The sequence below is a fragment of the Nocardia sp. NPDC003183 genome (genome assembly GCF_053590715.1).
The window spans coordinates 171,636-197,123 of sequence record NZ_JBSFTG010000005.1 but is presented as its reverse complement, the minus strand read 5'-3'; the positions used below and the strand labels follow the sequence as shown (position 1 = coordinate 197,123).

The window sequence follows — 25,488 nt, the reverse complement described above, 5'->3', positions numbered from 1 at the left end:
CCGCGGGCTTCGCCTAGCGTGTCGCGGCGTCGAGTGTGCGCAACGCGCTGTCGACGGCGGCGCTGAGTTCGCCGGGGCTGACGCCGTCTCTGGCCTGGATCGACAACCCGTACAGGACGGTGCTGTACAGCATGGCCAGCGAAGCCGTGTCGGTGTCGGCGGCGAGATCGCCGTCGGTGACGCCGCGATCGAGACGTGCGCGGATGTCGGCCGTGGTGTGGCGACGGGCTTCGACCAGGAATTCGCGCACCGCGGCGTTGCGGGTGGTGTAGGTCGCGCCGGCGAGGACCACCATGCAGCCGTTGGGTAGACCGGGGTCGGTGTAGTGGGTGATGTTGTCGCGCAGCATCGCCTCGATCGCGGCGTAGGCGGTGGGTTGCTCGCGCAGCGCCGTGGCCGTGTAGGAGCCCTCGGTACGGCGGTAGAGCTCGACGGCGGCGCGGAACAGGGCCTCCTTGTCGCCGAAGGCGGCGTAGAGGCTGGGGGAGTTGATGCCCATGGCGGCGGTGAGGTCGCTCATCGAGGCGCCGTCGTAGCCGAGCTCCCAGAACACCTCCATCGCACGACGCAGCGCGACCTCACGATCGAAGCCTCGGGGGCGCCCGCGCTCTGCCATGCGAAACCTTTCTGTGCCGATCGGTAAATATACCGCGCCCACGGCGGCGGACGGCCCGCCCACTTATTTCTGTGTCGATCGGTAAGAAACTCTTGACGAGGGTGCTGTGGATACGCTTCTCTATTTGTGTATCGACTACTACAAAATTGGAGCAAACCTGATGACGAGCAGCAACACCGTGGCCCTGGTGACCGGCGCGAGCCGCGGGATCGGCGCGGCCATCGCCCGCGCACTGGCCGCCGCCGGCACCGATGTGGCGTTCACCTATCAGCGCGACGAGGTCGCCGCGAAGGCGGTCGCCGCCGAGATCGAGGCGCTGGGCAGGCGGGCGCTGCCGATCAAGGCCGACAGCGGCGACGCCGCAGCGGTCGTCGCCGCCGTGGAACAGACCGCGCGCGAACTGGGCGGGCTCGATATCCTCGTGAACAACGCGGGCATCTTCCCGGCCAAGCCCTACGAGGAGTTCACCCTCGACGAGATCGACCGCGCGCTGAACATCCACGCCCGCGCCGCCTTCGTCGCGGGCCAGGCCGCCCTCCCGTACCTCGGTGACGGCGGCCGGATCATCTCCATCGGCTCCAACCTGTCCGAACGCGCGCTCTTCGGTGGACTGTCGCTCTACAACCTCAGCAAGTCGGCCCTCAACGGCTTTACCAAAGCCCTTGCGCGCGAGCTCGGTCCGCGCGGCATCACGGTCAACCTCGTCCAGCCCGGACCGACCGACACCGACATGAACCCCGCGGACAGCGGGCACGCCCCTACGCAACGGGAGTTCAACGCGCTGGGCCGTTTCGGTGCCGCCGCCGACGTGGCCGACCTCGTCGCCTTCCTCGCGGGTCCGTCGGGCCGATCGATCACCGGCGCGATCCTCACCGTCGACGGCGGCACCAACGCCTGAGCGGCGGGCGCAGACCGAACGGGCCCTGTGTATCTTCCGGATGCCGGGTTCGTCGAGCGGGATCGGCAGGACTCACGGATAACCCGGTGCGTTCGAGGAGGTCTCGTCGGCTGATCGCCTAGCGGGCGATGTCGAAGAAGTCGGCCGGGTCGAGGGTGTGCAGGGGAGTCCAGCGTTGTTCCTGGGTGGGCGCGTCGGATTCGGCGGTCGCGTCGAAGTAGCCCTGCAATTCCAGTGCGAGGCGCGGATTCTCGTCGACCCCGCGCGCGATCGTGTACAGCGTCGCGAACACGTGCAGGCAGCGCGCGGTCCGCGCCGAGCAGGAACAATCGGCGCTGACCAGGGTGGGCGCGGGGGAGTGGCCCGCGTCGACCAATGCCCGGTGCATCTCGTCGGTGAGGACGGTCGGGTCGGTGATCGTCTGGCCGATCGCGGTCATCGCCGCCCGCGACAGCGGCGCCACCTCGACGTGCGCGATCGAGGCCTGACCGCCGCGATGCAGGTGCGCGCGCACCGTTCGCCCCTCGATCTCGACGCGCACGCCGTCGTTGCGCGCGATGCTGCGGGCGCGGGGCAGCAGTGGTTCCGGCCGGGTCTGGCGCAGCGGTTCGGCCAGGCGCACCCAATCCCGACCCCACTGGGTGTACCCGAATTCGTTGTCGGCCATCAGTTCTCTCGCTTCCGGCGCAGGATGTCGACGAGGGCGTCGTCGTCGAGGCGGGCCAGTTCGGCGATGCCCGCCGCATCGGATAGGTCCGTCAGCGCGGACTTGCGGGTGTGCATCGCGGCGATGTGCTCCTCCACCGTGGTGGCGCTGGTGAGGGTGGTAACGGTGACGGTGCGGGTCTGCCCGATCCGGTGCGCCCGGTCCGAGGCCTGCGCTTCCACCGCCGGATTCCACCAGCGATCGAAATGGATCACATCGGCCGCGCGGGTGAGGGTGAGGCCGGTGCCCGCCGCGCGCAGGCTCAGGATCAGTACCGGCGGCCCGTCCGGCGCCTGGAAGCGGGTGACGAGGTCGCCGCGCTGGGTCGCGTCCAGCCCACCGTGGAAGAACGGCGCGTCGACGCCGAACTGCTCGGCCAGGTGCCGCACGAGCAGGTCGCCGGTCTTGCGGTACTGGGTGAAGATCAGCGTGGGGTCACCGGTGTCGAGGTTGGTGGCCACGATGTCGGTGCACAGGTCGAGTTTGCCGGAACGGCCCGCGAGTTCGCCCAGGTCGCCGGAAACCAGTCCGGGGTGGTTGCACACTTGCTTGAGGTGGGTGAGCGCGGCCAGTACCCGTCCCTGTCGTTGCAGGCCGGAGCCGAAGCCCTCATCGAGGGCGTCGGCGAGCACCGCGTCGTACACCCGTTCCTGCTCGGCGGTGAGATCGCACAGCAGATCGCTGTGGATCTTCGCGGGCAGTGACGCCGCCACCTGAAGCTTCTTGCGTCCGAGGACAACCGGCTCGACGGCGTCCCTGAGTCGTGCCGCGGCCGTGGCCGACCCCTCCTCGATCGGCCGCACGAACCGGCGCCGGAACTGCGTGCGATGCGCGAACAGTCGCGGCACGGTGAGGTTGAGCAGTGCGAACAGTTCGTCGAGGTGGTTCTCCACCGGCGTTCCGGTCAGCGCGACCTTCGCGTCGGCGGTCAGCGCGCGCGCCGCCCGCGACACCTGGGTGCGCGGATTCTTCAGCGCTTGCGCCTCGTCGAACACCACGGTGACCCAATGCTCACCGGTCAGTGCCGCCCCGTGCAGCCGCAGGGTCGGATACCCGGTCACGAGAACCGTCCCCGCGCCGGCGGGCACCGCGCCACCGCGCCACGACACCGCCTTCAACCCCGGTGCGAACCGTTCGATCTCGTGCACCCAGTTGCCCACCAGCGAGGTCGGGCACACCACCAACTGCGGACCGTCGGAGCGGCCCTGCAGGAACCCGATGGTCTGCACCGTCTTCCCGAGCCCCATCTCGTCGGCCAGCACGGCCCCGCCGAACGCCGACACGGTCTCGCGCAACCACCCCACCCCGCGGACCTGATACGGCCGCAGCGTGGCATCGAGAACTCCCGCCAGCTCCCCGTCGAGGGCCCGTGTCTCGCGCAAGACCCGCGCCGCCCGCTCGGCGGACACGATCGCGGTGCCGACCGCATCGGGGACGGCGTGCGCGGCGGCGGGCAAGGCGAAGGGCCGCTCGTCGGTCATCGACGCGCGCCAGGCCAGCGCGGACGGGGCGAGGTCGCCGAGGGTGACGTCAGCCAGTTCGGCGGGGGTGACCACCGCGGTCGCCACCTCGACGGTTTCGATCGCCCCGCGCTCGCCGACCGGCAGCGCGAGGGTGAGTTGTTCCGGATCGCCGACCCCCGTCGGCGCGGGGCCGGTGTCGTGCCCGGTCCACGTCCACAGGGCGAACAGGTGACGGTCGGGAAGGTAGGTGGCCTGAATGGCGGGCAGAACGTTCTCCTCTGATCGGGCAGCACGAACAACCGAACAACGTACACTGTACTGAGTTTATTCCTGAACGCTCGACACAATCTCCGGAGAGGATGGCTCGTGCCCGCTGACCAGGACGGGGAATCGACCGCTCAGGCCACCCGGATCCTCGAATTGCTGTGGCGGCACTCCTTGCCGTCGAAGCCGGGCGCGCGCGGCCCGAAACCCGGGCTCACCGTCGACGATGTGGTGGCGGCGGGTATCACCCTGGCCGACCGCGACGGCATCGACAAGCTGACGATCCGCGCGGTCGCCACGCAACTCGGTCTGCGCGCGATGAGTCTCTACACCTATGTCCCCAGCAAGGACGCCCTGATCGTGCTCATGGTCGACGCCGTGGCCGCCGCGGACTCCCCGATCCCGGCCGACCTGCCGGTCCGCGAACGCATGATCACCGTCGCCACCCGGATCAGGGCCGAGCTGATCGAGCACCCCTGGCTCCTCGCGGTGTCCCCGTGGCGCCAGGTGCTCGGCCCCGCCCGGATGCGCCGCTACGAACATCAGCTGGCCGCGATCGAGGGCATCGGCCTGAGCGATCTGGCCATGGACCGCGCGATCGCGGTCCTCACCGACTTCGCGACCGGAAATGCCCGCCTCGCCATCGCGGCCGCGGGCGCCGCCGCGCAGCTGAGCGACGCCCGATGGTGGGAGGTCAACGGCCCCTTGCTGGCCCAGGTGATGCCCGCAGGCGAATTCCCGCTCGCCGGGCGGGTCGGTACGGCCGTCGGCGAGCACTACCAGGCGCCCGCCGACCCGGAGGGCGCGTTCGACTACGGCGTGGCGACCCTCGTCGACGGCATTCTCGCCGACGCCCGATAGCCGGGATACCCGGATACAGCGACAGCGGGCGCCCTGTCCGGGTCGCCCGCTGTCGGGAGTTTTCTGTTGTCAGATGTGGTTGTTTCGGACGCGAGGAGTGGTCAGATCGCGGGAGCTTCGTCCGTGTTGAGCACGGCTTCGAGTTCGCGCAAGCGGTCCATGTGTTCATTCGCGTGGTGCTGGCAGAAGAGCAACTCGCCACCCGCGGGAAGCACGGCACGCACTCGGGCAGCCGCCCCGCAGCGATCGCAACGATCGAGTGCGGTCAGTGGGGTGCTGGTCAGTGTTCCTGGCATGACTCCTCCGTCCCGGCTCCCGGCGCTGCGTGGCCGTTCGCCTAGGTGTGGGCCTCGTGGTCACTCCACGCGGCTCGCATCCGCTACTTCCCAGCAGTGGTACGACTACTCTGTCAGACGTTCGGGGTTCAGGCTTTGTTCCCGGAAGTGAATCTTTGTGTTTTCGATAACAGACCTGCGGTTTCGCTGAAAGCGAACACCCGCCGGTCGTCGGTCTCGAGCACCCACCGATCACCCGCGAAGCGCTGATGCCACCTCCCACTCGAACCTGCCGCTCACCGATATGTCGCTCGCTGCGGTGTTGCTCGTTACGGACGAGCCGAGCACCGAAGCGGGCCGAACACGATCGAGTTGTGACAGGGTCTTGACCGTCCGAACCTGTTGTCTACCCGGAGATTACCCGTGACATCCGACACTCACACCCTTGTTCACCTGTGTTCTTCCCAAGAATGGGAGGAAGCTCGCCGCGTGGGCGAGCGCAGACCGCCTTCGCTGGCCGACGCGGGCTTCGTGCACCTGTCCACCCCGGAGCAGGTCCACCTGCCCGCCAATCGACTCTTTGCCGGGCGCGCCGACATGGTCGTGCTGTGGCTGGATCCGGCGGCGTTCACCGGTGCGGTGAAGTGGGAACCGGGCGTGCCGAGCGACCCGTCGTCGATGCTGTTCCCGCACCTCTACGCGGCGCTGCCGGTCGCCGCGGTGCTGGCCGCGCAGCCGTATCTGCCCGGATCCGACGGCGTGTTCAGCACACCGCGCCGGGAGGGAGTGGCGTAGACCACAATCGCGGCCGGGCGCGTCTACTGTTGACGGTGTGAACGTCGACGTCACAGCGCTACCGGGCATCGGAGTGCGCAAGGATTTCGAAGTCAGGTCGGGGCGCCGCGTCGGGGTGGTCGCCCACCGCGACGGTGACATCGATCTGATCGTGTCCAAACCCGACGACCCGGACGCCATCGCCGCCCAGGTGCCGCTGTCCACCGACGAGGCGTCGGTACTGGCGAACCTGCTCGGCGCGCCGCAGCTGGTCGCCAAACTCAACGACGACCATCGCGATCTGCCGGGCATCACCACCCGCCAGCTCGCCATCGTCGACGAATCCCCCTACGCGGGCCGGACGCTCGGCGAGACCGGCATGCGCACCCGCACGAAGACCTCGATCGTCGCGGTGATGCGCGCCGGTCAGCTCCACCCGTCACCCGGCCCGGACTTCACCTTCACCGAGGGTGATCTGCTCGTGGTCGTCGGCACCCCGGACGGCCTGGAAGCGGCCGCGAAGATTCTCGTGCACGGCTGACCGCCGTGACCTCGCAGGCCTTGGCTCTGCTCGAGCTCGGCGTGATCTTGTTCGCGCTGGGGATCTGCGGGCGAGTGGCGGGCCGCTTCGGGATGTCCCCGATTCCGCTGTACCTGCTGGGCGGACTGGCGTTCGGCCGCGGCGGTTTCATCGAGCTCGACGCCGCCACCGAGTTCGGGCACATGGCGAGCGAGATCGGCGTCGTGCTGCTGCTTCTGCTGCTCGGGCTCGAGTACACCGCCCCCGAGCTGATGACCGGTCTGCGGCGCTCCTGGGCCGCCGGAGTGCTCGATCTGGTGGCCAACGCCCTGCCCGGGGTCGCGGTCGCGCTCATCATGGGCTGGGGTGTGCTCGGCGCCGTCGTGCTCGGCGGGGTCACCTACATCTCGTCGTCGGGGATCGTGGCCAAGGTCCTCGACGATCTGGGCCGTCTCGGTAACCGCGAGACGCCCGTGGTGCTGTCGATCCTGGTGCTCGAAGACCTCGCGATGGCGGTGTACCTGCCGATCCTGACCATGCTGCTGGCCGGGTTGAGCCTGCTGAGCGGATTGATCTCCCTCGCGGTCGCGCTGGCGACCATCACGGTGGTGCTCGTGGTGGCGCTGCGGTTCGGGCGGGTGGTCTCGGCCGTACTCGACAGCGCCGATCGCGAGGTGTTCCTGCTCCAGCTGCTCGGCGCCGCGCTGCTCGTGGCCGGGGCGGCCTCGGCGCTCAATGTCTCGGCCGCGGTCGGCGCGTTCCTGCTCGGCATCGCCATCTCGGGGTCCACCGCGCACGAGGCCGCGAAACTACTGGAGCCACTGCGTGATCTGTTCGCGGCGATCTTCTTCGTCGCGTTCGGTCTGTCGATCGACCCGACCGCGATCCCGCCGGTGTTCGCCTGGGCGGTCGCGCTGGCGGTGGTGACCACCGGCACCAAGATCGCGGTCGGTTGGTGGGCGGCGAGCAGGCAGGGAATCCGGCAGATGGGTCGGGCGAGGGCGGGCGCCGCGCTGGTGGCGCGCGGCGAATTCTCCATCGTCATCGCCGGATTGGCGGTCGCCTACGGCAAGGCCGACGCGAAGCTGGCCGCGCTCGCCTCCGCCTATGTGCTGCTGATGGCGATCCTCGGCCCGATCGCGGCCCGGGTCGTCGAGCCGGTGGCCGAATTCGTCAGGCGCCGTTCGGGTGTCGCGACGACCTGATCAGTCGACGACCCGGCGTGGCCAGGCGCCCGCACCGTCGTAACTCAATTCCTCGGTGCGGTACTCGTGCTGGACCGGCGGCGCGTACTGCGCGGCCGGGCGCGCGGGCGCGGCCGGCCGCGGCTGGGGCCGGTGCCGCGAGGTGAGCCACATGCGTGGCAGTGCTTCCTCGTTCTCGATCTCGGTGAGGCTCACACTGATCAGCACGAGCATGGTGACGATGCTGCTCACCCCGATCAGCGGCGCCAGCAATTGCATCGCCTCGGCGCCGGTCGCGGGCGCGGTTTGATGTCCGGTGTGCGCGTGCATCGAGGCCATCCCGGTGTAGTGCATGCCGCACACGGCCACACCCATGATCAGTGCCGCACCCACGGTGGCGAGAAATCCCTTGACGCGCAACGTGAACCACAGCGCCACGACCGATGCCACCACCGCGATCACCATCGACAGGGCCACGATCGCCGGGTCGTATCGCACGGTCGCGCTGGATCTCATCGCGTACATGCCGGTGTAGTGCATGGTCCCGACACCGAGGCCGGTGATGACGCCACCGGTGAGCAGTGAGCGCAGGGTCGGCTGCGGCTTGTTGACCATGAACAGCCCGATTCCGACCACCACCATCGCGGTGATCGCGCTGAACAGCGTCAACGGGATGTCGTAGCGGATCTCGGTGCCGCGGATGGTGAAGCCGAGCATCGCGATGAAATGCATGACCCAGATCCCGGTTCCGCCGATCGCGATCGCGGCGCCGATGAGCCAGCCGACCCGTCCCTCGGTGGCATTGCGACCGCGGGCCGCGCACTGCAGTCCGAGCAGACAACCCGTGACGGACATGAAGTAGGCGAGAACCGGGGTGATCCAGCCGTAGCTGAAGTGATAAATGTCGAGCACGCGCGAAAAACCCTCAATGCCGATACCGCAGACCTGAGGCGGTAGAACGAAAAGCTGGGTGTGACGATACGTCGAAGATCGCCAATCCGGGTCCTCCACAGTGCAATCCAGCAGTGTGGGTTTGATCACGAAAAGATTACTCACCGATTTACTGGATAAAACAGACCGCTAGGAATGTAGCGGAGGAAACAAAAAAGAGGCCCGCACCACCGATTCGGTGGTGCGGGCCCCTTGTGCGGAACCTAGTCGAGGTAGTCGCGCAGAACCTGTGAACGGCTCGGGTGGCGCAGCTTGCTCATCGTCTTCGATTCGATCTGACGGATGCGCTCACGCGTGACGCCGTAGACCTGACCGATCTCGTCGAGGGTGCGCGGCTGACCGTCGGTGAGGCCGAAGCGCAACCGCACCACGCCCGCCTCACGCTCGGACAACGTCTCCAGCACCGACTGCAGCTGATCCTGCAGCAGGGTGAAGCTCACCGCGTCGACCGCGACGACCGCCTCGGAATCCTCGATGAAGTCACCGAGCTGGCTGTCGCCCTCGTCGCCGATGGTCTGGTCGAGCGAGATCGGTTCACGCGCGTACTGCTGGATCTCGAGGACCTTCTCCGGCGTGATGTCCATTTCCTTGGCGAGCTCCTCCGGCGTGGGCTCACGGCCCAGGTCCTGGAGCAGCTCGCGCTGGATGCGGCCGAGCTTGTTGATGACCTCGACCATGTGCACCGGGATACGGATGGTGCGGGCCTGGTCGGCCATGGCGCGGGTGATGGCCTGGCGGATCCACCACGTCGCGTAGGTCGAGAACTTGTAACCCTTGGTGTAGTCGAACTTCTCGACCGCGCGGATCAGACCCAGGTTGCCTTCCTGGATGAGATCGAGGAACGCCATGCCGCGGCCGGTGTAGCGCTTGGCCAGCGAGACGACCAGTCGCAGGTTGGCCTCGAGCAGGTGGTTCTTGGCCCGGTTGCCGTCGCGCACGATCCAGTTGAAATCGCGGCGCGTGGTGACCGAGAGCTTCTCGCCCGCCTCGGCGAACTCGCGCATCTTCTCCGCGGCGAACAGGCCGGCCTCGATTCGCTTGGCGAGTTCGACCTCCTCCTCCGCGTTGAGCAGCGCGACCTTGCCGATCTGCTTGAGGTAGGCGCGCACCGAGTCGGCGGAGGCGGTGAGTTCGGCGTCCTTGCGTGCTTGACGCAGCGCTTCGGACTCCTCCTCGTCCCAGACGAAATCGCCGGAAGCCTTGTCCTTCTCGGACGGCTCCGCGGTATCGGCGACCTCGGCGGCTTCCTCGGTGACGTCTTCGACGACGACTTCCTCGCCGACGAGTTCGTCTTCGGCGACTTCGAGATCACCGAGATCGTCGACCTCGACCGACTCGTCGTCGAGCTGCTCCTCACCGCCCTCGCCCGAGGTCGCCTTCTTCGCGGCGGTTTTCTTGGCCGGAGCCTTCTTGGCGGCAGCCTTCTTCGCCGGCGCCTTCTTGGCTACGGCCTTCTTCGCCGGCGCCTTTTTGGCAGCGGCCTTTTTGGCCGGCGCCTTCTTGGCCGGGGTTACGGCGTCGTCGGCATCGGCGTCGGAGGCCGAGTCGGCGGTCTGACGGGTATTCGTGGCTACCACGTACGCCCTTTCGTGACGGTCTCGTGCGGCGTCACGCCAGAGTGGTTTTCCGGCGGAGCGGTCGGTCGGGTTGCACCGGCGATGCGTCGGCCGGGGAAGTCGGCGCTCGTTCACCGACCTTCTCGCGACCGGCCGCGGCCGGAAGGTTTCACCGGCTCACCGCCGGACGTGTTCCATTGTAACGATCCAACCAGGGTACTCATGGCACGATGCCACCCAGGCGTTGCGTCGCAGGCCGCGCCGGGCTACGGCGCGAGGCCCGCATCGATGGCCATCGCCGCGCCGACGATACCCGCGGTGTTCTTCAATACGGCCGGAATCACGGGAGTTCGGTTGGTGAGCAACGGAATCCACTGTTCGTGATCACGGCTGATGCCGCCGCCCGCCACGATCACCTTCGGCCAGAACAGATCCTCGATGTGACCCAACACGCGACTCACCCGCTGCGCCCACTCCGGGTAGGTGAGGTCCTCGTTGTCCTTGACCGAGGCCGCGGCCAGATCCTCGGCGTCGACGCCCTCGATCTTGAGATGGCCGAGCTCGGAGTTGGGCACCAGCACGCCGTCGTAGAGCAGCGCGGAGCCGATGCCGGTGCCGAAGGTGAGCAGCAGCGTCAGCCCGTGGAGGTCGTGCGCGGTGCCGTAGCGGTCCTCGGCCAGTCCCGCCGCGTCGGCGTCGTTGAGCACGGTGACCTCGCGCCCGCCCAGCGCCTTCGCGAACAACGCGCGGGCGTCGGTGCCGATCCAGGCCTGGTCGATGTTGGCCGCGGTTCTGGCGTGGCCGTCGAGCACCACGCACGGCATGGTGATACCCACCGGGCCCTCCCACCCCGCCTGCGCGACGAGTTCGGCGACCGCCCCGGCGACGGCGTCGGGCGTCGACGGCCGCGGTGTCGGGATCTTGATGCGCTCATGGGTGAGCAGGCCGGTGGCCAGATCGACCTCGGCGCCCTTCACCCCGCTGCCGCCGATATCGATACCGAATGCGTGCCCCCGAGTGGACATGGTTCAACCCCTTGCTGACGTGGTCGAGGTGCCTGGCAGACACCAGGGAGAAGAGTAGCGGTAGTCACCCCTCGCGCGACGAGCCACGACATGTGATGCGATGGGTGGGTGCCCGAATACACCGAGCCCGAGACCGTAACCGCCCCCACCACATCCGCCGATTACGAGCAGTTGCGGCGCCTGGCCGTCGAGCTCGCCGAGACGGCCGCCGCGCACGTGCGTGCCCGCAGGCCCGAGGTATTCGCCGACGACGGACCCGTGGCAGGCGCCGTGGCCACCAAGGGACACGTCACCGATCCGGTCACCATCGTCGACACCGAATCCGAACAGCTGATCCGCAAGCTGCTCGCCGAGCACAGGCCCGGCGACGCGATTCTGGGGGAGGAGGGCGGCGGCGATGTCGGCGCCACCGCGCCGGGGGCCGTCACCTGGGTCGTCGACCCGATCGACGGCACCGTGAACTTCCTCTACGGGCTGCCCGGCTACGCCGTCTCGGTGGGCGCGGTGGTCGACGGCAAGCCCGTGGCGGGCGCCGTGGTGGACGTCGCCGCCGCCACCACCTACAGCGCCGCGCTGGGCGCTGGATCGCACGCTGTGCGACCGGACGGCACCCGGGTGACACTGCGCTGCAGTAGCGAGGATTCGCTCTCGGTGGCCCTGGTAGCCACCGGCTTCGCCTATGGCAGCGCGCGCCGGGCCCGCCAGGCGCAGCTGCTCACCGAGATCCTGCCGCGGATCCGCGACATCCGCCGCCTCGGCGCCGCCGCCATGGACCTGTGCCATGTCGCCTCGGGCAGGCTCGAGGCGTACTACGAGCACGGCCTCAACGCCTGGGACTGGGCGGCGGGTGCCCTCATCGCCGCCGAAGCGGGGGCGATCGTGCACGTCCCCCCGGTCACCGTCGGCGGGGCCGCGGGCGAACTGACCGTCGTCGCGGCCCCCGGTATCGCCGGGGACCTCACCGACCTGCTCGACCGGGTCGGCGCGCCGACGGCGCTACCGGACTAGAGCGCTCAGCACTTGACTTCGCGTGCGGCGTCGAGGAGGTCCGGGTCGATCGAGGACGAGCTCGCGCCGGGGGCCAGGTTCTTGAGCGACCGGAGCACTGCCTCGGCGTCGGCGCCGGGTCGCAATGATTCACCGAACGCCTGCCCGAGGACCAGGTCGACGGTGTCGTCGGTGCGCGGATCCTCGATCAGCTCGGCGCAGGGCGCGATCAACTGCACCGACGCGGCCGCGGGCCGCCCGTTCACACCGAACCGGATCTGACCGGTGCAGGTGAGGTCGCCGCTGACATAGACCGGATCGTTACCGACCTGTGTCCCCGGCGCGCCGGCGAAGCCGAGGTCGGCCAGTGCCGCGCCGATGTTGCCCGCTTGGCCGCTCTTGCCGTTGGCGTTGAACACCCGCACCCGCGACTCCGACAGGGCCGCCGGGTCGACCTCGGCGAGTCGCGTCGGACCCACCCGGGTACCCAGTGCCGCGGGCTGCGGCGCGTTGGTGGCCGTCGGCGTGCTCGGCGCGTTGCACGCCATCGGTTCGTTGCTGTCGTCACGGGTTCGGAACGCCGTGATCCAGACGAACAGGCTCACCAGAGCCAGCACGAGGACGAGCGCGAGCCAGAGCTCGGGCCGCCGCCGCGGAAAGGGTTTGCCGTCGCGATCTGTCGCGCTGCCTTCGGTGATCAGTGAAACCACGCGCTCACTCTACGAGTCCCGCGGCGGTGCGCGAGTCGGGGAGGTCTCGGCGAGTTTCCCGGCAGGTGACGATTCGTCGTCGGTTTCGGCTCGGCGCGGGTTTGATTGCGACTTTCGTCCATCGGTCCGCTATTGTCTGGCCGCCCAGATCGAATATTTACCGGTGAAACGGTGGTCGGTCGCGGGAACAACAAGGGCATGTCCTGCGTTTACCGAACGCTGTCGGAGTAGATCGCTGGTCGATCGAACCTGATAGACGACCGGTGCACGTGTGAGGTGCACCACCGGCGGGGCGGTACGAACGCCGGAACCCTGCGGGGTTACGGCAATCGACTGATCCGGGATATACGGAGTAAGGACTGAGGGGAAGACGACATGGCAACCGACTATGACGCACCGCGGCGCACCGAATCCGACGAGGTGTCGGAGGATTCGCTCGAGGAGCTGAAGGCCCGCCGCAACGAGGCGCAGTCCGCCGTCGTGGACATCGACGAATCCGATACAGCGGAATCGTTCGAGCTTCCCGGCGCGGACTTGTCCGACGAGGTACTCAGCGTTCGGGTGGTCCCGAAGCAGGCGGACGAGTTCACCTGCTCGAGCTGTTTCCTCGTGCATCACCGCAGCCGACTGGCCACCGAGAAGGGTGGACAGCTCATCTGCATGGATTGCGCGCTCTAGCGGCAGGCAAGTGCGTGGCACCGTGCGGTCGATCGACCCGCATGGGCTACGCAGACTGATCCGCAGGGATCAGCGAGGAAGGGTCAGCCCGCGCTCGGGAGTCCGAGCGCGGCCAAGACCCGGTCCGGCCTACGCGTACTGACCAACCAGTACGGCGTGGGGTCGTCCGGGTCGTCCAGCACCAGCAATGCCATCGGGCCGATCCAGGCCCGGTGCTGCACATAGGCGGCGGGGTCGAGTTGTCGGCCCAGCGCCGCACTCTTGGCCGTCGGCGCGACGGCCGCGGCGCGCGCGACGAAGCTCACCGGTAGGTGGGCGCGGTCGACGCGCAGTTCCGCCGTACCATCGTCGGCCACGGTGACATCCAGGCGATGCCTGCTCATCCACAACAGAATCCAGACCGGGACCGGCGCCAGCAACACGTACGGCAGCCAGGCCCGCAGACCCGGCGCGCCCATATGGATCTCGGCCGCGAGCAGGCCCGCGATCGCGAAGCCGACCGGCCACCACCACAGCGGCACCCACAGGCGCTCGGAGTAGGGCGACGGACCCTGCGCGCTCGGCGCGCCGTGGTCGGTGTCTGTGGTCGCGGTCGTCGGGGAATGGGGCTGGTCGGGCACCCCTCAACACTAGGTCACCGCACCAGGGCTGCGACGAGAAGGTCCGGCCTCGACCGCGTAGTCTCGACCGATGTGAACGCACTTGCACCGATTCCGCTGCGGCGGCTCGATCCCGGCATCCCTGTGCCGACGCGTGCCCATCCGGGTGACGCGGGCGTCGACCTCTGTACCACCGAGGATGTGATCATCGAACCGGGCGAGCGGGTGCTGGTCGGTACCGGGATCGCGATCGCGTTGCCGATGGGCACGGTCGGCTTGATCCACCCCCGGTCCGGCTTGGCGGCGAAGGCCGGTCTGTCGGTGGTCAACACGCCCGGCACGGTCGACGCGGGTTACCGCGGTGAGATCAAGGTGTGCCTGATCAACCACGACCCACGCACCGCCATCGAGCTGCGTCGCGGCGACCGCATCGCGCAGTTGCTGGTGCAGCGGGTCGAGTTGGTCGACTTCGCCGAGGTCGACGATCTCGACGACACCGCCCGTGGCACCGGCGGGTACGGGTCGAGCGGCGGGCATGCCAGCCTGGCCGACAAGGAGGCGTGATGGGTCTGTTCGGAAAGAAGAAGCGCGCGCGTGACGACGCCGCCGACGACTATGTCGACTACGACGACGTCGAGTACGACGAGGCGGACTACGACTTGGACGCGGACTCCGACGAGTACGACACCGACGAGTTCCAGCGCCCCGACTTCGCGCGCCTGGACTTCGACGACGCTCCGACCGATGAGCGCATCTACGGCAATTTCGACCATGCCCCCGATGCCGCCGCGGGCCCCTACGACATCAGCGAGGTCTCCGACGAGGCCATCTCGCGTCGCCTCGATCTCGGCTCGGTGCTCATCCCGGTGCCCCAGGGCGGGCAGTTGCAGGTGGAGATGAGTCCCGACGGCACCCCGCAGGCGGTGCACCTGGCCACCGAGCACGGCAGGCTCACGGTCGCCGCCTACGCCGCGCCGAAGTCGGCGGGTCAGTGGCGCACGGTCGCCGCGGATCTGGCGGAGTCGCTGCGCGGTGACGGCGCGAGCGTGGCTGTCGAGAAGGGCCCGTGGGGCCGCGAGGTCAAGGCGATCACCGAGGGCGCCGATCTGCGTTTCATCGGTGTCGACGGTCCTCGCTGGATGATCCGGCTGGTCGCCGCCGGCCCCAAGGGCGCCGTCGACGACCGCAGCCCGCTGATCACCGCTGCCCGCGCGGTCCTGGCCGACGCCGTGGTCCGCCGCGGCACCGACCCCCTGCCCGTGCGTGACCCGCTCCCGGTGGTCCTGCCTCAGGAACTGGCCGAACAGCTGGCCGCCGCCCATCAGCAGCAGGTCCAGGCCCAGCAGGACGCGCTCGAGGCCCAGGCGGCCGCCGCGGCCGCTCCGCCGCCCTCGGCCCTCCCGCCGAAACTGCCGGACGAGCCGCGTCGAGGCGCGGACGGTTCGGCCATGCAGCAACTCGGCCTGAACTAGGCGTGGCTCCGCCGCCTCTCCGCGACTTTCGCCGGTCGTGGGGAGGCGGTTCGGCGGGTGACCCGGGCCTGCGGTTCGGGGCGGGTGTGGTGTCGGGGGTATCCGAACGAGTTACCCGTGTATTCGCGAAATCAGTTGTCCTGCAAGGCTGTTCGTTGCGTGAGTGTCGCTGGTAGCAGCGCGCTCAACTCTGCGAACCCGGTGTGCCCGAGGATCGCCGGGTCGGCGCCCAGCTCGGCGAGTGTCACCCGGTGCAGTCGGGCTGACGGCAATGTTGCCGCCCATTCCTCAGCGACGGCGATCGGGTGGACCGGGTCGTCGCCGGCGCCGACGACCGCGACCGGCACGTCGTTGCCCGCCAAGTCGTCCAGCGACGGCCACGCGTACGCGGCGGCCTCGTCCAGTGCGGCGGGCAGATGCGGCCACTGCCCGCGCCAGGACTGGGTCAGTGCGTCGGCCAGCCAGGGTGGACTCGAGGCGCGCATTCGCTCCAGCACCGCCTCCAGACCGTCGGCTCGCAGTTGCTCGGCGGTAACCGCGGCGCTCAACGCGGCTGGGCACGCGGCGGTTTCGGCACCCGTCCAGGCGGGTAATGCTGTGATGACACCGACTACCGCGGTACGGTGCTCGGCTGCCCAGTCGAGTGCGATCGCGGCGCCGAGGGAGATGCCCGCGGCCAGGACCGGACCGCGCGCCGCGGCAGCGTCCAAAGCCGCGGTACAGCTCCCGATCACGGCCTGCGGGTCCGGTTCGACGGCGTGGAAGGCGAGTCCGTACGCGAGGGCGGCAGGCCCGAACGCGCGGGCCGCGAAATCGGCGTCGGAGCCGGTCCCCGGCAGGGCGACCACGGTGACCTGGGGTGGGGTGCGCAACACCGACCGAGCGTAGCGGCCGGGCGTTTGCCCATCTACAGTGGCGGTGTACGGCCAACTAGCGGGAGAAGCGTGACATGTCGTCATCCACGGGCGGACACAAGTCGGGATCGGGTCCGGACTCGGGATATTTTCGCCGACTCGGTCGTCGTCTCACCGCCGATATCGACCAGCTCGACGCCGAGGAATTGGCCGAGACGGCCGATGCGTCCGGTGCCCGGCGGGCCAAGGATTGCTGTCGTGGCGAAGAGGCGACGATTCTGGGCAGACTCCGCAGTGTCGAGGCGTGTCCCAAGGCGGCCGGTGCCACGGTGCAGGCCGAGTTCTTCGACGGCACCGATGCCATCACCCTGGTGTGGATCGGGCGCAGGCGCATTCCCGGTATCGAACCGGGCAGGCGCATTCTGGTCCGTGGTCGCGTCGGCGACCGCGACGGCCGCAAGGTGATCTTCAACCCCTACTACGAATTGCGCGGGAACAGCTGACGTATGCCCTCCAGCGACGAGTACCGCACTGCCGCGGACCCCGAAGCCACCGTGGCGTTGCCCGTGGTCACCGATGAACAGGTGGACCCGGAGATCGACACCGAGGTCGACAAGGCCGAACAAACCTTGCTCGAGCAGCTCGGTGGTTTCAGCGGCCTGATCTATTCCACCCTCCCCGTTCTGGTTTTCGTCCCGGTGAACACCTTCGCGGGCCTCACCGTGGCCATCTGGGCCGCTCTCGGCGTCGCCGCCGCCATCCTGATCTGGCGACTGGTGCAGCGCAGCCCCATCCAGCCTGCCGTCTCCGGCTTCCTCGGCGTCGGCCTGTGCGCGCTCATCGCCCAGCGAGTGGGGGAGGCCAAGGGCTTCTTCCTGTTCGGCATCTACACCAGCCTGGTGTACGCGGGCGTGTTCGCGGTGTCGATCCTGCTGCGCAGGCCGCTGGTCGGGGTGATCTGGGGCGCGCTCAACGGGCACGGTCACCGCTGGCGGACCGACAAGCGCATCCGCAAGCTCTACGACCTGGCCACCGCGGTCTGGGTGGTCGTGTTCGGCGCCCGCTACCTGGTGCAGTCGCAGCTCTACGACACCGACCACACCACCTGGCTGGCCGTGGCGCGGATCGGCATGGGCTGGCCGCTCACCGCGGTCGCCCTGGTGGTCACCGTGTGGGCGGTGCGCCGCGCCGGGCACCTGCCCGCCGAGAAAGCCGACAAGCCCGGCGCCGGAACGGAATCCGTGCCCGCGTAAGGGTGGTCAGCGCGCCGCCGGAGGTGGGGAAGTACCCACCCTGGGGTATCTGGTCGCGACCGGCTGTTCGTCGCACGATCAATGCGTAGGAAAAACGCGATGATCGTGAGAGGACCGGCGACCATGATGGCAACCGAGCACCGAAATGAGCGACCGGCCACCGCAGCACGCCGCGACGCCGCCAAGACCCCGGCGCCCGTGCTGTCGGAGAGCAAGCGCCTCGGCGCCGAACTCGACGCGCTGATCGGCCCGGCCGCCGCCGGTGATCGCGACGCCGTCGCCGAGATCCTGCGCCTGGTGCACCCGGTGGTCCGCCGGTACTGCTCGGCCCGGATGGGCACCACCGGGCATCTCACCGTCACCGCCGACGATGTCACCCAGGAAGTCCTGATCGCCACTGTCACCGCCATCCCGCGCTACCGCGATCAAGGCAAGTCGTTCCTGGCCTTCGTCTACGGCATCGCCGCCAACAAGGTCTCCGACGCGTTCCGTCGCGGCAAGCACACTGCCTACCCCACGGCCGAGCTGCCCGACAGCGCCAGTACTTCGGCGGGTCCGGAGGAGTGGGTGCTGGCCTACGAGCGCCGCGCCGCCACCCTCGAACTGATGAAGGTGCTCGCGCCGAATCACCGAGAGGTGCTGCACATGCGCATCGTGCTCGGCTGGAGCGCGGCCCAGACCGCCGAGGCCATCGGCACCAGCCCGGGCGTGGTCCGGGTGATGCAGCACCGCGCGCTCAACAAGCTGCGCGCGGAACTGAAAGTGGCGTAGGGGCTTACGGCCGCACGCCGTGCGTCGCCAGCGTGAGTCGCAGATCCTCTTCGGCCTCCACCGAGGTGACGAACAACAGTTCGTCGTCACCCTCGAACGGATCGTCGGGTTGCGGCACGATGACCCGGCCACCGCGCAGGATCGTCACCAGCGCGGTATCGCGCGGCATCTTCAAGGTCCGCACCGGCTTGCCTGCCAGCTGGGTGTCGGCGGGCAGGGTGATCTCGACCAGGTTGGCCTGCCCTTGCCGCAGCGTCATCAGCCGCACCAGATCACCCACCGATACGGCCTCCTCGACCAGCGAGGCGAGCAGCCGCGGCGTCGACACCGCCACGTCGACGCCCCACGACTCGTTGAACAGCCATTCGTTGCGCGGATCGTTGACTCGCGCCACCACTCGGCGCACCCCGAACTCGGTCTTGGCGAGCAGGGCGTGCACCAGATTCGCCTTGTCGTCGCCGGTGGCCGCGATCACCACCTCGTAGGTCTCGAGATCGGCGTTCTCCAGCAGCGACAGCTCGCAGGCGTCGGCGTGCACCCAGACGGCGTCGGGAATGGCGGCGGGATCGATGTGGTCGAGCTGGCGTTCGAGCAGCATCACGCGGTGTCCGCCGCGTAGGAGTTCCCTGGCGATCGAGCGCCCGACCGCGCCCGCTCCGGCGATGGCGACCTTCATGTGTTCAGTCCTCGCTCAGTGGGGCCTTGGCGGCCAGGGCGATCGCCTCGCCGACTGTGCCGGACGTGGCCGCGACATAGACGACGTCGTCGGCCTGGACGATCGTCTTGGATTCGGGCAGCAGGCCCTGGCCGAAGCGCAGGATGAACGCCACCCGCACCTGCAGGTCGCGTTCCAGATCGCGCACCGTGCGACCGGACCAGTCCTCGTGCAGGGTCAGCTGGGTCACCGCGACCGCGCCGGTGGGGTCGCGCCAGGTGGTGGTCGAGTTGTCACCGATGAGGGTGCGCAGGAACCGGTCGGTGGTCCACGGCACGGTGGCGATGGTCGGGATGCCGAGTCGTTCGTACACCTCGGCGCGCTTGGCGTCGTAGATGCGAGCGACGACACGTTCGACGCCGAACATCTCTCTGGCCACTCGCGCCGAGATGATGTTGGAGTTGTCACCGGAGCTCACCGCGGCGAAGGCGTCGGCGCGCTCGATCCCCGCGCGGGTCAGCACCTCGCGGTCGAAGCCGACGCCGATCACCTCCTGCCCGGTGAAGCCCTCACCGAGGCGGCGGAAGGCGGTGGGATCCCGGTCGATGACCGTGACCTCGTGACCCACCCGGGTCAGCGCACGCGCCAGTGACGAGCCGACACGCCCGCACCCCATGATCACTACGTACACCGTGCACCCTCGTTCCTTGCCTACCCGTGGCGTCCGGCAAGGACCGTACCCGCCGGATGCTCCCATCGCCCATTTTCCCCGCGCCGACGCGGGGCAAACAATCCGGACATCGCCGTGACGCCGGTGAACGTGCGCGCGAAGGTGCTGGTGAACTCCTCTATGCTCAGCCCGGTGTCCAAGTTGACGACGGCAGCCAAGCGTGTGCTGCTGGGCAGGCCGTTCCGTAGCGATTCGCTCGGCCACACGTTGTTGCCCAAGCGTATCGCTCTTCCGGTCTTCGCCTCCGACGCGATGTCGTCGGTCGCGTATGCCCCGGAGGAAATCTTCCTGGTGCTGTCGGCGGCGGGCATCTCGGCCTACGTGTACGCGCCGTGGGTCGGTCTTGCCGTAGCCCTGGTGATGGCGGTGGTCGTTGCCAGCTACCGGCAGAACGTGCACGCCTACCCTTCCGGTGGCGGCGACTACGAGGTCGCGACGAAGAACATCGGGCCCAATGCCGGTTTGACGGTCGGCAGCGCGCTACTGGTCGATTATGTGCTCACCGTGGCGGTGTCGATTTCATCGGCCGCGTCCAATATCGGGTCGGCGATCCCGTTCGTCGCCACGCACAAGGTGTTGTTCGCGGTCGTGGCGATCGCGATCCTCACCGCGATCAACCTGCGTGGCATCCGCGAATCGGGGACCGCCTTCGCGATTCCCACCTACGCGTTCATCTTCGGCATGTTCGCGATGCTGGCTTGGGGCCTGTTCCGTACCTACGTGCTCGGCGACGACATCCAGGCCGAGTCCGCCGGTTTCGGGCTCAACGCCGAAGACGAGCACCTCTACGGCTTGGCCTTCGCCTTCCTGATCGCGCGTGCCTTCTCCTCCGGTTGTGCGGCGCTGACCGGTGTCGAGGCCATCAGCAACGGTGTACCCGCGTTCCGTAAACCCAAGTCGCGCAATGCCGCGACCACCTTGCTGCTGCTGGGTTCCATCGCGATCGTGCTGCTGATGGGCATCATCATCCTGGCCCAGAAGATCCGCGTCGTGTACGCGCACGACCCCGCGCACCTGGTCGGCGCGCCCGCCGATTATCACCAGAAGACCCTCATCGCGCAGATCGCCGAAGCGGTGTTCCACGGTTTCCCGATCGGCTTCTTCTTCATCACCATCGTCACCGCCCTGATCCTGGTGCTGGCCGCCAACACCGCGTTCAACGGTTTCCCCGTGCTCGGTTCGATCCTGGCACAGGACCGCTACCTGCCCCGTCAGCTGCACACCCGCGGCGACCGGCTCGCGTTCTCCAACGGCATCCTGTTCCTCTCGGGTGCCGCGATCGCGTTCGTGGTGGTCTTCGGCGCCGAGGTGACCAAGCTGATCCAGCTCTACATCGTGGGTGTGTTCGTCTCGTTCGTGCTGAGCCAGACCGGCATGCTGCGGCACTGGACGCGCCTGCTGCGTACCGAGACCGACCCGGCGCAGCGCAGGCAGATGATGCGTTCCCGGGTGATCAACGCGATCGGTCTGACCGCGACGGGCGCCGTGCTGATGATCGTGCTGGTCACCAAGTTCTTCGCCGGCGCCTGGATCGCGATCCTGACGATGGTGGCGATCTTCGTCGTGATGAAGCTGATCCACAAGCACTACGACTCGGTCTCGCGCGAACTCGACGAATCCGACTGGGACGGCGTGCTGCCCAGCCGCACCCACTCACTGGTCCTGGTCTCCAAGCTGCATCTGCCCACGCGCCGCGCGCTGGCCTTCGCGCGCGCCACCCGCCCGGACACGCTGGAAGCGGTGACGGTCAACGTCGACGACGCCGACACCCGCAAGCTGGTGCGCGAATGGGAGAACAGCGAGATCAACGTGCCGTTGAAGGTGATCGAATCGCCCTATCGCGAGATCACCAAGCCGGTGCTCGAGTACGTCAAGCGGGTGCGCAAGGACGCCCCGCGCGACGTGGTCACCGTCTTCATTCCCGAATACGTGGTCGGCCACTGGTGGGAGCAGGTGCTGCACAACCAGTCCGCGCTGCGGTTGAAGGGCAGGTTGCTGTTCGAGCCCGGTGTGATGGTGACGAGCGTGCCGTGGCAGCTCAGTTCCTCCACCAGGGCCAAGCAGGCAGCCGATGTGAACGCACCGGGTTCGGTGCGCCGAGGTTTCGAACGACCAGGACGTCGCGAATGAGCGGCGCGCCGGTCGAGGGTGAGAGTGGGTGTGGCCGTGAGTGATTGGAGCGGACAAGAATTCGAGGTGCGCCTCGGGGCGCCCGGGCACGGTGGGTTCATCGTCGGACGCCACGAGGGCCGGGTCGTGTTCGTGCGACACGGGCTGCCCGGTGAGCTGGTGCGGGCGCGGGTGACCGAGGATCGCGGCGGTTCGTTCTGCCGGGCCGACGCGGTCGAGATCATCGAGGCGTCCCCGGACCGGGTGCCCGCGACCTGTCCGGTGTCCGGGCCGGGCGGTGCGGGGTGCTGTGACTTCTCCTTCGCGACGCCCGCGGCGCAGCGCGCGCTCAAGGCCACGGTGGTGGAAGAGCAGTTGCGCCGGTTGGCCAAGATCGAGCGTGAGGTGACGGTCGAGCCGATCGCCGGTGATTCGGGTGAGGTCACCGGTGGTTGGCGCACGCGGGTGCGGTTGGTCGTGGACGGCGCGGGGCACGCCGGTGTGCACCGTCACCGCAGCACCGAGGTGATCGCGGATCTGCGCTGCCCGCAGCCTGTCGCCGGTGCGCTCGACGGCGTCGCGGACCGGTTGTGGACGCCGGGGGCGGATCTGGTCGTCGCGCTCGACGGTGACGGTGTTCGTCATATCGTGGAACTGGCCGAGACTCCTGCTTCCGGTCCCGCCGGTCGCCCGGAGACACCGCGTGGCGCGAGCCGCGGTCGTGGCCAGCGGCCGGGGCGTCGTCGTGAGTCGGCGCCGCCGACGGGTGACGAGCGTGGGGCGATCCGGGACCGGGCGGCTTCGCGGAAGTCGGCGATGAACGCGCCTCGTGAGGAGTGTGTGGTCGAGGGTTCGGGTCGCGTCGTCGAGTATGTGGCGGGGCGTCGCTGGGAGTTGTCGGCGACCGGGTTCTGGCAGGCGCATCGCGGTGCGGCGCAATGTTATTCGGACCTGATCGCCGAGTGGTCGGGGCTCGCTCCCGGCGGTTCGGGGTGGGATCTCTACGCCGGTGTGGGCGTGTTCGCTGCCCGCTTGGCCGAGCAGGTGGGGCAGACCGGGGCGGTGACCGGTGTCGAATCCGCTCGTTCGGCGGTTGTCGACGGAGTGGCGGCGCTGGGGGATCTGCCCTGGCTGGAATTGCGTAGTGAGCGGGTCGAGCCGTGGGCTCGAAGTGCTTCCGGTAGGCCCGATGTCGTGGTGCTCGATCCGCCGCGGGCGGGGGCGGGCAAGGATGTCGTCGCCGCTGTCGCCGATGCCGATCCGCGCCGGATCGTTCATATCGGTTGCGACCCGGCGGCGTTCGCTCGTGATCTGGGGTTGTACCTGGATGCCGGCTATCACCTGGCGGAGCTGCGGGCCTTCGACGCCTTCCCGGCGACGCACCATGTCGAATGCGTCGCGCTGCTCGACCGCTGAGTGTTCGGTGATCCCGGACGATTCCACCGATAGAAAGAGAGAGTTCGCGCTACATTGTCTCAATGGTGGACGTGAACGACGCACGCCGGTTCGTTGTCATCGGGGGTGGGCTGGCCGGACTGGCCGCCGCCGTATGGCTGGCGGAAGCCGGTGAACAGGTAACCCTGCTGGAGCGGCGAGGTCGGCTCGGCGGCCGCACGCAGGCGATGCGGGTCGCCGAGGTGGACGACCTCGCCGACAACGGCCAGCACGTGGTGGCCAGCGGGTACCGGAGCCTGTGGCGGTATCTGGAGAGCGTGGGCACGCGGCACCACGTGGAATTCCCCGGCGCGGGGAGCCTGCGCTGGCCGGGTGGTCGCGCAGTCATGTTGCACACCAAGGGTTTCGCGGCCGTGCGCACACTGATGGGTGCGCATCCCGACGCGGGACCGCTGGAGCGGCTGCGTGCGCTGCGTTCCGCGCTCACCTTGGTGCGCCAAGCGCTGTGGCAGCCTGCCTACCTCGCCGACATCACCACCGACGAGTGGTTCCGGCGGCTGGCGATGCCGCCGAAAGCGCGCGAGGCCCTGTGGGATTGGCTCGCGCTCGGCATCGCCGCGGAACCGGTGGACAGGGAGTCGGCGAAGGTGTTCGCCGATGTGCTGGCCACCGGGGTCCGGATCGGGATGCGGACGCGCACAGGCGTGACGATCGGCTACCCCACCGTGGATCTGGACACCCTCTACATCGCCGGTGCCGAGAAGGTTTTCGAACGCCACGGGGTCGACGTGCGCTACCGGGCGGTGGCCCGCAAGGTCGTCATCGTCGACGGCAAGGCGACCGGGGTGCAGCTGGCGGACGGCTCGGTCGTCGACGCCGACGCGGTGATCTGCGCGGTTCCCAACACCAATATCGGCGGGCTCCTCGACGACCTGCCCGAACATGCCGAAATCTACGCTGCCGCAGACAAACTGGGGTTCACCCCGATCGTGAGCACGAACCTGTATCTGGACCGGCCGCTGAAAACCAAGTCGGCCATGGAGGCGCTGATCGGCGGCACCGGAGTGATCGATCAGGTCTTCGACCGGCAGCGCATGCATCAGCGCGCGCCCGATGGCACCTGGCTGTACTGCCTGACGACCAGCGGCGCCTACGAGCAGATCCACAAGAGCAACAGCGAGATCGTCGCCGAGCAAATGGATCTCATCCGCCGCTATTACCCGGAAGCCGCCGACGCTCAGGTCGTCACCGGTCATGTGGTGAAGATGCCGAAGGCGACCTTCTCCCAGGTTCTCGGCACCGACAACCTGCGCCCCGACCAGCGCACCTCGGTCCCGAACCTGATGCTGGCCGGCGATTGGACCCGCACGGACTGGTGCGCCACGATGGAAAGCGCCGTCCAGAGTGCCGAACGCGCCGTCGAAGCGCTGCTCGCGCAGCCGGAGTGGACCGGCCGCGCTAGTCGAGGGCCCAGGTGACGCGGACGCTTGCGCCGACTTCGGTTTCGCCGGGGACCACGGGAACCGGGGAGCCGGCCCGGGCCATCAGCATGGGGGAGGAGTCCATTTCCGCGCTGATGTCGTAGGCCCGGGACGTCGGCGGCGAGGTGTCCTCGGTGATCTGGAGGACGGCGCCCAGGCTCACCCCGGCGCGGGTCGCGTACTGCTCGGCTTTCGCCTTCGCGTCGTCGTAGGCCGCGTCGCGGGCTTGCTCGAGCAGGGGGGCCGGGTCGGCGATGCCCCGGGTGAGGCCGCCGAGGCGGACGTCGTCGCCGCCCGCGTTCACCGCGGCGGCGACCGTTTCGGCGGGGTCGATGCCGGTGCATTCGCGCAGCGACACACTGAGGCCGGTGGAGGCCAGGTATCCGGCGATCTCGTTGCGCCCGTTGTCGGTGTAGACGGTTTCGGTGCGCACGCTCAGGCCGCTGGTGGCCATGTCCGCGTCACTCACCCCGGCGGTTCGCAGTGCCGCGACGACCGCGCTCACCCGGTCACCGGCACGCCCGTAGGCCCCGGCGACGGTGTCGGCGCGCGATTCCACCGACAACGTCAACCGGATCAGATCGGGGACCGCGCGCACCACGCCGCGCCCGAAGGTGGTCGTGCTCGCCTGCCAGGACTTCTTGCTCACCGCGGTACTCCTGTCGGTCGAAGGCTGCTGTGCTGCTCAACGTCTCGCGTGA

Annotated in this window: 28 protein-coding genes; 15 read left to right on the top strand and 13 right to left on the bottom strand. The window is 68.7% G+C overall.

The genetic code is table 11. From position 1 onward, the window contains the following. Window positions 1–13 precede the first annotated feature (13 nt). Window positions 14–616, bottom strand: coding sequence for a TetR/AcrR family transcriptional regulator (locus ACWDXS_RS19255; RefSeq protein WP_387442491.1), 603 nt, complete (start codon window positions 614–616; stop codon window positions 14–16). 160 nt (window positions 617–776) lie between these two features. Between ACWDXS_RS19255 and ACWDXS_RS19250 the strand changes: the two genes are divergently transcribed. Further along, complete coding sequence (locus tag ACWDXS_RS19250; protein WP_379316549.1) at window positions 777–1,514, top strand: SDR family NAD(P)-dependent oxidoreductase; 738 nt, start codon at window positions 777–779, stop codon at window positions 1,512–1,514. 118 nt (window positions 1,515–1,632) lie between these two features. Here ACWDXS_RS19250 and ACWDXS_RS19245 read toward each other — a convergent pair whose 3' ends face one another. Both ACWDXS_RS19245 and ACWDXS_RS19240 read right to left on the bottom strand, forming a co-directional pair. Beyond that, window positions 1,633–2,181, bottom strand: coding sequence for a hypothetical protein (locus ACWDXS_RS19245; RefSeq protein ID WP_449967337.1), 549 nt, complete (start codon window positions 2,179–2,181; stop codon window positions 1,633–1,635). Next, the gene (locus ACWDXS_RS19240) at window positions 2,181–3,911 is read right to left on the bottom strand and encodes a DEAD/DEAH box helicase (protein WP_449967497.1); all 1,731 of its coding nucleotides are present in this window, start codon (window positions 3,909–3,911) and stop codon (window positions 2,181–2,183) included. The genes ACWDXS_RS19245 and ACWDXS_RS19240 overlap by 1 nt, the downstream gene beginning before the upstream one ends. 138 nt (window positions 3,912–4,049) lie before the next feature. Between ACWDXS_RS19240 and ACWDXS_RS19235 the strand changes: the two genes are divergently transcribed. Further along, window positions 4,050–4,808, top strand: coding sequence for a TetR/AcrR family transcriptional regulator (locus tag ACWDXS_RS19235; protein ID WP_378988626.1), 759 nt, complete (start codon window positions 4,050–4,052; stop codon window positions 4,806–4,808). 101 nt (window positions 4,809–4,909) lie between these two features. On the opposite strand, the gene ACWDXS_RS19230 is transcribed toward ACWDXS_RS19235, so the two are convergent. Then, window positions 4,910–5,104, bottom strand: coding sequence for a DUF7455 domain-containing protein (locus tag ACWDXS_RS19230; RefSeq protein WP_378988628.1), 195 nt, complete (start codon window positions 5,102–5,104; stop codon window positions 4,910–4,912). A 402-nt stretch (window positions 5,105–5,506) separates the two neighbouring features. On the opposite strand from ACWDXS_RS19230, the gene ACWDXS_RS19225 reads away from it, so the two are divergent. The 3 genes from ACWDXS_RS19225 to ACWDXS_RS19215 are packed head-to-tail and all read left to right on the top strand — an operon-like array spanning window position 5,507 to window position 7,582. After that, window positions 5,507–5,878: a DUF952 domain-containing protein gene (locus ACWDXS_RS19225; protein WP_378988630.1), complete on the top strand. Its 372-nt coding sequence runs from the start codon at window positions 5,507–5,509 to the stop codon at window positions 5,876–5,878. 37 nt (window positions 5,879–5,915) lie between these two features. Continuing rightward, window positions 5,916–6,398 carry a cation:proton antiporter regulatory subunit gene (locus ACWDXS_RS19220; protein ID WP_101466659.1) on the top strand — a complete coding sequence of 161 codons (483 nt, stop codon included), beginning with the start codon at window positions 5,916–5,918 and terminating at the stop codon, window positions 6,396–6,398. 5 nt (window positions 6,399–6,403) lie between these two features. Next, a complete protein-coding gene (locus tag ACWDXS_RS19215) occupies window positions 6,404–7,582 on the top strand; it encodes a cation:proton antiporter (protein WP_449967331.1) in 1,179 nt (392 codons plus the stop codon). Here ACWDXS_RS19215 and ACWDXS_RS19210 read toward each other — a convergent pair whose 3' ends face one another. From ACWDXS_RS19210 to ppgK, 3 genes are all read right to left on the bottom strand, one after another. Beyond that, window positions 7,583–8,473, bottom strand: a complete 891-nt coding sequence (locus tag ACWDXS_RS19210) for an MHYT domain-containing protein (protein ID WP_378988634.1) — start codon at window positions 8,471–8,473, stop codon at window positions 7,583–7,585. A gap of 242 nt (window positions 8,474–8,715) precedes the next feature. Further along, window positions 8,716–10,089, bottom strand: coding sequence for an RNA polymerase sigma factor (locus ACWDXS_RS19205; RefSeq protein ID WP_378626684.1), 1,374 nt, complete (start codon window positions 10,087–10,089; stop codon window positions 8,716–8,718). Between the two features lie 245 nt (window positions 10,090–10,334). Continuing rightward, window positions 10,335–11,093 carry a polyphosphate--glucose phosphotransferase gene (gene ppgK / locus ACWDXS_RS19200; RefSeq protein WP_449967326.1) on the bottom strand — a complete coding sequence of 253 codons (759 nt, stop codon included), beginning with the start codon at window positions 11,091–11,093 and terminating at the stop codon, window positions 10,335–10,337. A gap of 108 nt (window positions 11,094–11,201) precedes the next feature. On the opposite strand from ppgK, the gene ACWDXS_RS19195 reads away from it, so the two are divergent. Further along, window positions 11,202–12,101, top strand: a complete 900-nt coding sequence (locus ACWDXS_RS19195; protein WP_449967323.1) for an inositol monophosphatase family protein — start codon at window positions 11,202–11,204, stop codon at window positions 12,099–12,101. A gap of 5 nt (window positions 12,102–12,106) precedes the next feature. Here ACWDXS_RS19195 and cei read toward each other — a convergent pair whose 3' ends face one another. After that, on the bottom strand, window positions 12,107–12,790 hold the full coding sequence (gene cei / locus ACWDXS_RS19190) for an envelope integrity protein Cei (RefSeq protein ID WP_378626688.1): 684 nt from the start codon (window positions 12,788–12,790) through the stop codon (window positions 12,107–12,109). Between the two features lie 375 nt (window positions 12,791–13,165). Here cei and ACWDXS_RS19185 point away from each other — a divergent pair, with 375 nt between their 5' ends. Beyond that, window positions 13,166–13,468: a DUF4193 domain-containing protein gene (locus tag ACWDXS_RS19185; protein WP_056811237.1), complete on the top strand. Its 303-nt coding sequence runs from the start codon at window positions 13,166–13,168 to the stop codon at window positions 13,466–13,468. Between the two features lie 83 nt (window positions 13,469–13,551). On the opposite strand, the gene ACWDXS_RS19180 is transcribed toward ACWDXS_RS19185, so the two are convergent. Further along, window positions 13,552–14,088, bottom strand: a complete 537-nt coding sequence (locus ACWDXS_RS19180) for a DUF3093 domain-containing protein (protein ID WP_378988640.1) — start codon at window positions 14,086–14,088, stop codon at window positions 13,552–13,554. A 72-nt stretch (window positions 14,089–14,160) separates the two neighbouring features. Between ACWDXS_RS19180 and dut the strand changes: the two genes are divergently transcribed. Both dut and ACWDXS_RS19170 read left to right on the top strand, forming a co-directional pair. Beyond that, on the top strand, window positions 14,161–14,631 hold the full coding sequence (gene dut, locus ACWDXS_RS19175; RefSeq protein WP_358063315.1) for a dUTP diphosphatase: 471 nt from the start codon (window positions 14,161–14,163) through the stop codon (window positions 14,629–14,631). Window positions 14,632–14,636: 5 nt separating this feature from the next. Then, on the top strand, window positions 14,637–15,539 hold the full coding sequence (locus tag ACWDXS_RS19170) for a DUF3710 domain-containing protein (RefSeq protein ID WP_449967494.1): 903 nt from the start codon (window positions 14,637–14,639) through the stop codon (window positions 15,537–15,539). Window positions 15,540–15,670: 131 nt separating this feature from the next. Here the strand turns inward: ACWDXS_RS19170 and ACWDXS_RS19165 are convergent, their stop codons facing one another. Next, window positions 15,671–16,414 (bottom strand): alpha/beta fold hydrolase, encoded by a 744-nt coding sequence (locus ACWDXS_RS19165; RefSeq protein ID WP_449967316.1) that lies wholly within the window; start codon window positions 16,412–16,414, stop codon window positions 15,671–15,673. Window positions 16,415–16,488: 74 nt separating this feature from the next. Here ACWDXS_RS19165 and ACWDXS_RS19160 point away from each other — a divergent pair, with 74 nt between their 5' ends. From ACWDXS_RS19160 to ACWDXS_RS19150, 3 genes are all read left to right on the top strand, one after another. Beyond that, on the top strand, window positions 16,489–16,896 hold the full coding sequence (locus ACWDXS_RS19160) for an OB-fold nucleic acid binding domain-containing protein (RefSeq protein WP_067458744.1): 408 nt from the start codon (window positions 16,489–16,491) through the stop codon (window positions 16,894–16,896). Window positions 16,897–16,899: 3 nt separating this feature from the next. After that, complete coding sequence (locus ACWDXS_RS19155; protein WP_378988646.1) at window positions 16,900–17,646, top strand: DUF3159 domain-containing protein; 747 nt, start codon at window positions 16,900–16,902, stop codon at window positions 17,644–17,646. Window positions 17,647–17,772: 126 nt separating this feature from the next. Continuing rightward, on the top strand, window positions 17,773–18,417 hold the full coding sequence (locus ACWDXS_RS19150) for a sigma-70 family RNA polymerase sigma factor (protein WP_449967491.1): 645 nt from the start codon (window positions 17,773–17,775) through the stop codon (window positions 18,415–18,417). Window positions 18,418–18,421: 4 nt separating this feature from the next. On the opposite strand, the gene ACWDXS_RS19145 is transcribed toward ACWDXS_RS19150, so the two are convergent. Then, window positions 18,422–19,093 carry a potassium channel family protein gene (locus tag ACWDXS_RS19145; RefSeq protein WP_067458738.1) on the bottom strand — a complete coding sequence of 224 codons (672 nt, stop codon included), beginning with the start codon at window positions 19,091–19,093 and terminating at the stop codon, window positions 18,422–18,424. A gap of 4 nt (window positions 19,094–19,097) precedes the next feature. Beyond that, window positions 19,098–19,763 carry a potassium channel family protein gene (locus ACWDXS_RS19140; protein WP_056811222.1) on the bottom strand — a complete coding sequence of 222 codons (666 nt, stop codon included), beginning with the start codon at window positions 19,761–19,763 and terminating at the stop codon, window positions 19,098–19,100. Window positions 19,764–19,934: 171 nt separating this feature from the next. On the opposite strand from ACWDXS_RS19140, the gene ACWDXS_RS19135 reads away from it, so the two are divergent. The 3 genes from ACWDXS_RS19135 (at window position 19,935) to hpnE (ending at window position 24,784) form a co-directional block, all read left to right on the top strand. Further along, window positions 19,935–21,932, top strand: a complete 1,998-nt coding sequence (locus tag ACWDXS_RS19135; protein WP_387442513.1) for an APC family permease — start codon at window positions 19,935–19,937, stop codon at window positions 21,930–21,932. A gap of 36 nt (window positions 21,933–21,968) precedes the next feature. Continuing rightward, window positions 21,969–23,327 (top strand): class I SAM-dependent RNA methyltransferase, encoded by a 1,359-nt coding sequence (locus ACWDXS_RS19130; RefSeq protein ID WP_378988652.1) that lies wholly within the window; start codon window positions 21,969–21,971, stop codon window positions 23,325–23,327. A gap of 62 nt (window positions 23,328–23,389) precedes the next feature. Beyond that, complete coding sequence (hpnE, locus tag ACWDXS_RS19125) at window positions 23,390–24,784, top strand: hydroxysqualene dehydroxylase HpnE (protein ID WP_378988654.1); 1,395 nt, start codon at window positions 23,390–23,392, stop codon at window positions 24,782–24,784. Here the strand turns inward: hpnE and ACWDXS_RS19120 are convergent. Further along, window positions 24,765–25,436 carry an SIMPL domain-containing protein gene (locus ACWDXS_RS19120; RefSeq protein ID WP_449967307.1) on the bottom strand — a complete coding sequence of 224 codons (672 nt, stop codon included), beginning with the start codon at window positions 25,434–25,436 and terminating at the stop codon, window positions 24,765–24,767. The genes hpnE and ACWDXS_RS19120 overlap by 20 nt on opposite strands. Window positions 25,437–25,488: the final 52 nt, after the last annotated feature.

Bases quoted from the DNA above. Each gene is read 5' to 3' on its own strand.
- ACWDXS_RS19255 (WP_387442491.1), bottom strand. From the start codon at position 616: ATGGCAGAGCGCGGGCGCCCCCGAGGCTTCGATCGTGAGGTCGCGCTG.
- ACWDXS_RS19250 (WP_379316549.1), top strand. From the start codon at position 777: ATGACGAGCAGCAACACCGTGGCCCTGGTGACCGGCGCGAGCCGCGGG.
- ACWDXS_RS19245 (WP_449967337.1), bottom strand. From the start codon at position 2,181: ATGGCCGACAACGAATTCGGGTACACCCAGTGGGGTCGGGATTGGGTG.
- ACWDXS_RS19230 (WP_378988628.1), bottom strand. From the start codon at position 5,104: ATGCCAGGAACACTGACCAGCACCCCACTGACCGCACTCGATCGTTGC.
- ppgK (WP_449967326.1), bottom strand. From the start codon at position 11,093: ATGTCCACTCGGGGGCACGCATTCGGTATCGATATCGGCGGCAGCGGG.
- ACWDXS_RS19185 (WP_056811237.1), top strand. From the start codon at position 13,166: ATGGCAACCGACTATGACGCACCGCGGCGCACCGAATCCGACGAGGTG.
- ACWDXS_RS19160 (WP_067458744.1), top strand. From the start codon at position 16,489: ATGTCGTCATCCACGGGCGGACACAAGTCGGGATCGGGTCCGGACTCG.
- ACWDXS_RS19155 (WP_378988646.1), top strand. From the start codon at position 16,900: ATGCCCTCCAGCGACGAGTACCGCACTGCCGCGGACCCCGAAGCCACC.
- ACWDXS_RS19150 (WP_449967491.1), top strand. From the start codon at position 17,773: ATGGCAACCGAGCACCGAAATGAGCGACCGGCCACCGCAGCACGCCGC.
- ACWDXS_RS19145 (WP_067458738.1), bottom strand. From the start codon at position 19,093: ATGAAGGTCGCCATCGCCGGAGCGGGCGCGGTCGGGCGCTCGATCGCC.
- hpnE (WP_378988654.1), top strand. From the start codon at position 23,390: ATGGTGGACGTGAACGACGCACGCCGGTTCGTTGTCATCGGGGGTGGG.